The sequence below is a fragment of the Synechococcus sp. H55.8 genome (assembly GCF_047462375.1).
Classification (GTDB): Bacteria; Cyanobacteriota; Cyanobacteriia; order Thermostichales; family Thermostichaceae; genus Thermostichus.
This window is the reverse complement of record NZ_JANSJC010000012.1, coordinates 73,883-81,142: the sequence shown is the minus strand read 5'-3', so window position 1 is coordinate 81,142 and position 7,260 is coordinate 73,883. Positions and strand designations below refer to the sequence as shown.

The 7,260-nt window shown below is 62.8% G+C and carries 4 protein-coding genes; 2 read left to right on the top strand and 2 right to left on the bottom strand.

Annotation, left to right across the window (positions count from 1 at the left end):
* Both NW862_RS07015 and NW862_RS07010 read left to right on the top strand, forming a co-directional pair.
* Positions 1–654: site-2 protease family protein (locus NW862_RS07015; RefSeq protein WP_414427049.1), on the top strand; the 654-nt coding region annotated here is incomplete at its 5' end.
* Positions 655–696: 42 nt separating this feature from the next.
* On the top strand, positions 697–2,520 hold the full coding sequence (locus NW862_RS07010; protein ID WP_414347307.1) for an aspartate kinase: 1,824 nt from the start codon (positions 697–699) through the stop codon (positions 2,518–2,520).
* Here the strand turns inward: NW862_RS07010 and NW862_RS07005 are convergent.
* Together NW862_RS07005 and carB are read right to left on the bottom strand one after the other, a co-directional pair.
* Positions 2,517–3,575, bottom strand: coding sequence for a Photosystem Q(B) protein 1 (locus NW862_RS07005; protein ID WP_414427048.1), 1,059 nt, complete (start codon positions 3,573–3,575; stop codon positions 2,517–2,519). The genes NW862_RS07010 and NW862_RS07005 overlap by 4 nt on opposite strands.
* Positions 3,576–3,910: 335 nt before the next feature.
* Positions 3,911–7,135 carry a carbamoyl-phosphate synthase large subunit gene (carB, locus tag NW862_RS07000; RefSeq protein ID WP_414427047.1) on the bottom strand — a complete coding sequence of 1,075 codons (3,225 nt, stop codon included), beginning with the start codon at positions 7,133–7,135 and terminating at the stop codon, positions 3,911–3,913.
* Between the last annotated feature and the right edge of the window lie 125 nt (positions 7,136–7,260).

Genomic DNA, 7,260 nt, shown 5'->3' with positions numbered 1-7,260 from the left:
GTGCCCTTTGTGTTGGGGACTTTTGGGGCGTTTATCCAGTTGAAAGAGCCGGTGCCCAACCGCAAGGTGCTGTTTGATATTGCCGTTGCCGGGCCGCTGGCAGGCAGCCTGGTCGCCTTAGTGATGCTGCTGCTGGGGCTGGTCTTTTCGGTGCCTGGGGATCCTCCGGCAGTGCCAGAGGGGCAGCCCACCCCGATCAGCTTCCATCGCATCGACCCACGCTTCTCGGTGCTGCTGGCAATTCTGGCTCGCCTGGTGCTGGGGGATCAGTTGCAGCCGGGGCAGGTGATCGATCTGCACCCGCTGGCCTTTGCCGGCTGGCTGGGCCTGGTGGTGGTTGCCTTTAACCTGGTGCCGGTGGGCCAACTGGATGGGGGGCACATTGTCCATGCGGTGTACGGGCAGCAGATGGGGGCCAATGTGGGGCGGGTAGCCCGCTGGCTGGTGCTGCTGCTGGCCCTGACGGTGCAGCCCTGGCTGTTGTTGTGGGCGCTGCTGCTGTTTGTCATCTCCAGCGCCGACGAGCCGGCCCTCAACGACGTCACTGAGCTGGATGAGGCTCGAGATTTGCTGGGGCTGGGGATGCTGACGCTGCTGGTGCTGATCCTGCTGCCGGTGCCGCCATTTTTGCAAAGCTGGCTTGGCCTGGCCTAGATCGAGGTAGGATCCAAACCGCCCCCGACCTCGTTTCCTTTCATGGAACCCAGCCTGATCGTCCAGAAATACGGCGGCACCTCCGTCGGCTCCATCGAGCGCATCCAAGCCGTGGCCCAGCGGGTAGCCCACACGGTGGATCAGGGGCAGCGGGTGGTGGTGGTCGTCTCGGCCATGGGCGACGAAACCGACCGCCTCGTGGAGCTGGCGGAGCAGATCTTGCAGGGATCCCCGACCACGCCGGCCCAGTTGCGGGAGTGGGACATGCTTCTTTCCACTGGCGAGCAGGTGAGCATTGCCCTGCTGGCCTTGGCGTTGCAGCGCTTGGGCTGCCCTGCCGTTTCGCTGACGGCGACCCAGGTGGGCATTGTCACCACCCGGGATCACAGCCGGGCCCGCATTTTGCACATCCACACCGACCGCCTCTGGCAGCACTTGGAGCGGGGAGAGGTGGTGGTGGTGGCCGGCTTTCAGGGCATCACCAGCCCGGCGGAGCTGGAGATCACCACCCTGGGGCGGGGGGGATCCGACACCACGGCGGTGGCCTTGGCGGTGGCTTTGGGGGCAGAGCTGTGCGAGATCTACACCGATGTGCCGGGGATCTTCACCACCGACCCGCGCAAGGTACCCGAGGCCAGGCTGTTGCCAGAGATTACCGCCGACGAGATGCTGGAGCTGGCCAGCCTGGGAGCGCAGGTGCTCCACCCCCGCTCGGTGGAGATTGCCCGCAACTACGGCGTCAAGCTGCGGGTGCGCTCCAGCCTGGAGCCCTTGCAGGCGGGATCCGAGGGCACCCTCATTCTTTCTCCTCCTCCCCGTCCTCGCCCCGCCGATAGCAGCATTGAGCTGGGCCGGGCAGTGGATACGGTGGAGCTGGATCGGGATCAGGCCAAGGTGGTGCTGGTGGGAGTGCCGGATCGTCCGGGCATTGCCGCCCAACTGTTCCAGGAAATTGCGGCAGCCGGGATCAACGTCGATTTAATCCTGCAGTCGCTCCACCTCAGTGCAGCCGAGGGATCCCCTACCAACGACATTGCCTTTACCGTCAGCCGGGCGCAGGCAGCCCAGGCGGCAGCCGTGGCGCGGCAGGTGGGCCAGGAGCTGGGGTGTAGGGAAGTCCTCGTCGAGGAGGCGGTGGCCAAGGTCAGCATTGCCGGGGTGGGGATGATGGGTCGCCCGGGCATTGCCGCCGAGATGTTTCGAGTGCTGGCGGAAGCCGGGATCAATCTCCAAATGATCTCCATGTCGGAGATCAAGGTGAGCTGTGTGGTGGCTGCCGAGCGGGCTGGGGAGGCCGCCCTGGCGCTGGGGGAGGCGTTTCAGGTGATTCCCCATTTGCATCGGGTCACGGCAGCCCCTGGCCGGGATCCCCTCCCCAGCGACCACCCGGTGCGGGGCGTTGCCCTGGATCTGAAGCAGTCGCGGCTGGGCATCCGCAAGGTGCCGGATCGTCCGGGGACGGCTGCCCATCTGTTCGGACGCCTGGCCGAGGCCGGGATTATCGTGGACACCATCATCCAAAGCCAGCGGGGCTACCACAACGGCATCCCCAGTAACGACATCGCCTTTACGGTGCCTCAGGATCAGGCCAGGGCGGCTGAGGCCGTGTGCCGGCAGGTGGCCGAGGAACTGCAGGCGGCGGGGGTCGAAGCCGACCACGACATCGCTAAGGTGAGCATCGTCGGTGCCGGGATGGAAATTTATCCCGGCGTGGCGGCGCACTTTTTTGCTGCCTTGGCCGACGCCGGGATCAACATCGAGATGATCGCCACCTCGGAGATCAAGGTAAGCTGCGTGGTGCGACAGGAGCAGGGAATCCACGCTCTGCAAGCTGCCCACCGCGCCTTTGAACTCGACCGAGCCTAGTCGGCTTTGGCTGCCAGCAGCAGGGGGAAGTGGTGGGCGTTGGGGGCGTGCATGGCCTGGATCCCCAGGTTGGCGCGGTTGACCAGGTCGGCGTAGGTGGGGATGAACCGGCCCTGGCCGTCCAGGATGGACTGGTTGAAGTTAAAGCCGTTGAGGTTAAAGGCCATCATCCCAATGCCAATGGCTGCCGCCCAAATCCCTACGGTCGGCAGGGCCGCCATCCAGAAGTGAACGGAGCGGCTGTTGCGCCAGCCAAGGCCGGGGATCCCCAGCCGCCCCAAGAAGGTGTAGTGGCCGGCCAGGAAGTTGTAGGTGACTTCTTCTTGGCCGAAGCGGTAGCCGGCATTGGCCGACTCCTCTTCCGAAGTCTCCCGGATCAGGCTAGACATCACTAGGGAGCCGTGTAGAGACGCCAGCAGGGCGCCGCCAAACACCCCGGCTACCCCCAGCCAACTGGTGGGGTGCATCAAGATGTTGTGTTCCGCCTGGAAGGCCAGCATGAAGTGGAAGGTGCCGGCAATCCCCAGCGGCAGCCCTTCCGAGAAGCTGCCCTGGCCAATGGGGTAGACCAAGAGCACCGCTGTAGCGGCAGCCGCCGGCGCAGAAAAGGCCACCGCAATCCAGGGGCGCATGCCCAGCCGGTAGCTCAACTCCCACTGCCGGCCAAGGTAGCACCACACCCCAATGAGAAAGTGGAGCACGATGAGCTGGTAGGGGCCGCCGTTGTAGAGCCACTCATCCAAAGAGGCGGCTTCCCAGATGGGGTAAAAGTGCAGGGCAATGGCGGCTGAGGTGGGCACCACCGCTGCAGAAATGAGGTTGTTGCCCCCCAACAAAGAGCCAATCACCGGCTCGCGGATCCCGTCCATATCCACCGGCGGCGCGGCAATGAAGGCAATTACAAAACAAAAGGCTGCCGCCAACAACGTTGGGATCATCAATACGCCAAACCAGCCAATGTAAAGCCGGTTTTCGGTGCTGGTGATCCACTGACAAAAACTACTCCAACTCCACAGCCGCCGCGCAGCAGCGGAGCGACGAATGACCGTACTCATAGGCCAACTCCTAGAAAATTTCAGCAAAGCCCCCTCTCTCTTGGGTTTGCCGAACCGACGTCAGGAGAGCGCTCGACAAGGCCTGGCCTGAGGGAGCCTTCTTCCAAACTAGACAGTTTTCGGGATGCCGACAGGGATCCCTAACTTGCGCAGCCAGAATGTGAAACAAATTGATTTATCGATACAAATAGGCAAATCAGTGTTGCGATTTTGATGCTTCGGTCTCGGCTTTTCCTGAGCAGGCAAAGCCACTTTCTTCAGCCGAGAACTTCGGAGTTTCTTAAGGTGAAGGTCTTAAGAATTTCTTCAGAAAGGTAACCCAAGAAGGTTGAGAGCTATCGTCCAATTTCGGCGTGAAACTCCTGCAGGGACTTCACCTGCAGGGATCCCAACTGTAGAGCCCGGATGGCGGCGGCAGTGGCTTTGGCCCCGGCCAGAGTAGTAACCAAAGGGATCTTGTAGGCCAGGGCAGTGCGGCGGATCTTTTGGCCATCTTGCTGCGCCTCGACACCGGAAGGGGTGTTGACGAGGAGCTGAATCTGGTGGTTTTTGATGGCGTCGATGACGTGGGGCCGGCCCTCGTGCAGCTTGAGCACCTTCTCGACAGGGATCCCGTGCTCGGCCAGAACTTTTTGTGTGCCGGCAGTGGCCAGCAGACGAAAGCCCAGCTTGACAAACTCTTGGGCCACCGGGATCACGGCCTGCTTGTCGCGATCGCTGACGCTGATGAACACCGTGCCCCCTAGGGGCAGGTTTTGGCCAGCAGCCAGTTGCGCCTTGGCAAAGGCACGGCCAAAGTCGGTGTCAATCCCCATCACCTCACCGGTAGAGCGCATCTCCGGCCCCAGCAGCGTGTCGGTACCAGGAAACTTGTGAAACGGCAGCACCGCCTCCTTGACAGCCACGTAGGGTGGGATCACCTCCTGGGTAAAGCCCAGCTCCGCCAGGGTTTTGCCGCTCATCACCTGGGCGGCATAATCGGCCAGGGGATGGCCAATGGCCTTGCTGACGAACGGCACGGTGCGGGAAGCGCGCGGGTTGGCCTCCAGGACGTAGACCTGCTCCTTCTGGACGGCGTATTGCACGTTAATAAGCCCCACCACCTTGAGAGCTTGGGCCAGCTTCACCGTCCAGTCGCGAATCACCTGCAGCACTTCGGGGCTGAGGGTGCGGCTGGGCAAGACGCAGGCGGAATCCCCCGAGTGGATCCCGGCCTGCTCGATGTGCTCTAGGATCCCGCCAATGGTTACAGCCCCGGTGCGGTCGGCAATGGCATCTACGTCCACCTCCACCGCGTCCTCCAAAAACTGATCCACCAGCACGGGACGGTCGGGATCCACCGCCACCGCCAGTTGCATGTAGCGCTGCAGGTCTTGATCCGAATAGACAATCTCCATGGCCCGTCCCCCCAGCACATAGCTGGGCCGCACCACCACCGGGTAGCCGATGCGGCGGGCAATTTCCAGGCTTTCTTCCACGCTGCGGGCAATGCCGTTGGCCGGTTGGCGAATATCCAGCTCCCGCAAGATGCGCTCGAAGCGACCGCGATCCTCGGCTATGTCGATGGAGTCGGGGGAAGTGCCCCAGATGGGCGCCTGGGCTGCTGCCAGCCCCTGGGCCAGTTTCAGGGGGGTTTGGCCGCCAAACTGCACGATCAGGCCCACCGGCTGCTCAGCTTCGACCAGGTTCATCACCTCTTCGTGAGTGAGGGGCTCAAAGTAGAGGCGATCGGCGGTGTCGTAGTCGGTGGAAACCGTCTCGGGGTTGGAGTTGACCATGATGGTCTCATATCCGAGGCGGCTGAGGGCAAAGGCAGCATGGCAGCAGCAGTAGTCGAACTCGATCCCTTGGCCGATGCGGTTGGGGCCGCCCCCCAGGATCATCACCTTCGGCTTGGCGGTGGGGAAGGTCTCGGATTCGCTCTCGTAGGTGGAGTACTGGTAGGGGGTGGTCGCCTCGAACTCGGCAGCGCAGGTGTCCACCGTCTTGTAGGTGGGGATCACCCCCAGTTGCTTACGGCGATCCCGCACCTGGGCTTCGCTGGAGCCGGTCAGGTGGGCGATCTGCCGGTCGCTGAAGCCCATTTGCTTGAGGTGCCGCAGATCCTCAGCACTCAGGGATCCCAGTTCTCGCCCCTTGAGGGCTTGCTCCACTTCCACCAGCTCCTGCAGCTTGTCGATGAACCAGGGATCAATATGGGTGAGCTGGGCAATTTCCTGGGCCGAAAAACCCATGAGCAGGGCGGTGCGAATGGTCAAGAGGCGAAAGGGGTTGGGGGTGCGCAGGTTGGCCCGCACTTCCTCCGGCTTGGGGAAGACTTCTGGCCGGTCGCTGCCAAAGCCGGGGCGGTCGATCTCCAAAGAGCGCAGCGCCTTCTGGATGGACTCCTGGAAGGTGCGGCCAATGGCCATCGCCTCCCCCACCGACTTCATCTGGGTGGTCAAGACCGGCTCTGAACCGGGGAACTTCTCAAAGGCAAAGCGAGGGATCTTGGTGACCACGTAGTCGAGGGTGGGCTCGAAGCTGGCCGGAGTTTTGCGGGTGATGTCGTTGGGGAGCTCCGGCAGCGTGTAGCCCACAGCCAGCTTGGCGGCAATCTTGGCAATGGGGAAGCCGGTGGCCTTGCTGGCCAAAGCAGAAGAGCGGGAAACCCGCGGGTTCATCTCAATCACCCGCACTTCACCGTTGGCGGGGTTGACGGCAAACTGCACGTTGGATCCCCCCGTTTCCACCCCGATCTCGCGCATGATGGCGATGGCATAGTCCCGCAGCCGCTGGTACTCCTTGTCGGTAAGGGTCTGGGCCGGGGCCACGGTGATGGAGTCGCCGGTGTGTACCCCCATGGGGTCGATGTTTTCAATCGAGCAGATGATCACCACGTTGTCCGCCAGATCCCGCATCACCTCCAGCTCAAACTCCTTCCAGCCAATCACCGACTCCTCCACCAGGATCTGGGAGACCGGGCTGGCCTCGAGGCCGGCGGCGCAGATCTCTTCAAATTCTTCTTGGTTGTAGGCCACGCCGCCGCCCGTGCCCCCTAGGGTATAGGCGGGGCGGATGATGAGGGGATAGCCGATCTCGTGGGCGATTTGCTTGGCTTCGGCCAGGCTGCGGGCCAACCCTGAGCGGGGCACGGCCAGGCCAAGCCGCTGCATTGCCTGCTTAAACAGCTCCCGATCCTCGGCCTTTTCGATGGCCTCCCGCTTGGCCCCAATTAGCTCCACGCCGTACTGGTCTAGGATCCCGCGCCGGGCCAGTTCCACGGCCACATTTAAGGCCGTTTGTCCCCCCATGGTGGGGAGCAGGGCATCGGGGCGCTCCCGCTCGATGATCTGGGCCACGAAGTCCGCCGTCACCGGCTCGATGTAGACGCGATCCGCCATACTGGGATCCGTCATGATGGTGGCCGGGTTGGAGTTGACCAGGATCACCTCGTAGCCCTCCTCTCGCAAGGCTTTGCAGGCTTGGGTGCCGGAGTAGTCGAACTCGCAGGCTTGGCCAATGACGATCGGCCCCGCTCCAATGAGCAAGATCTTGTGAATGTCGGTACGGCGCGGCATGGGATCCCAGGGGTGGCAGAGTCAGCCTTCTATTGTAGGAGGTCACCTGCAGGTCAAGTTGCTCGTCGGGATCCCTCTTTTTTGGGATTGGCCCGGCTGGCTGCGCTCGCCAACAAAACAGGCAA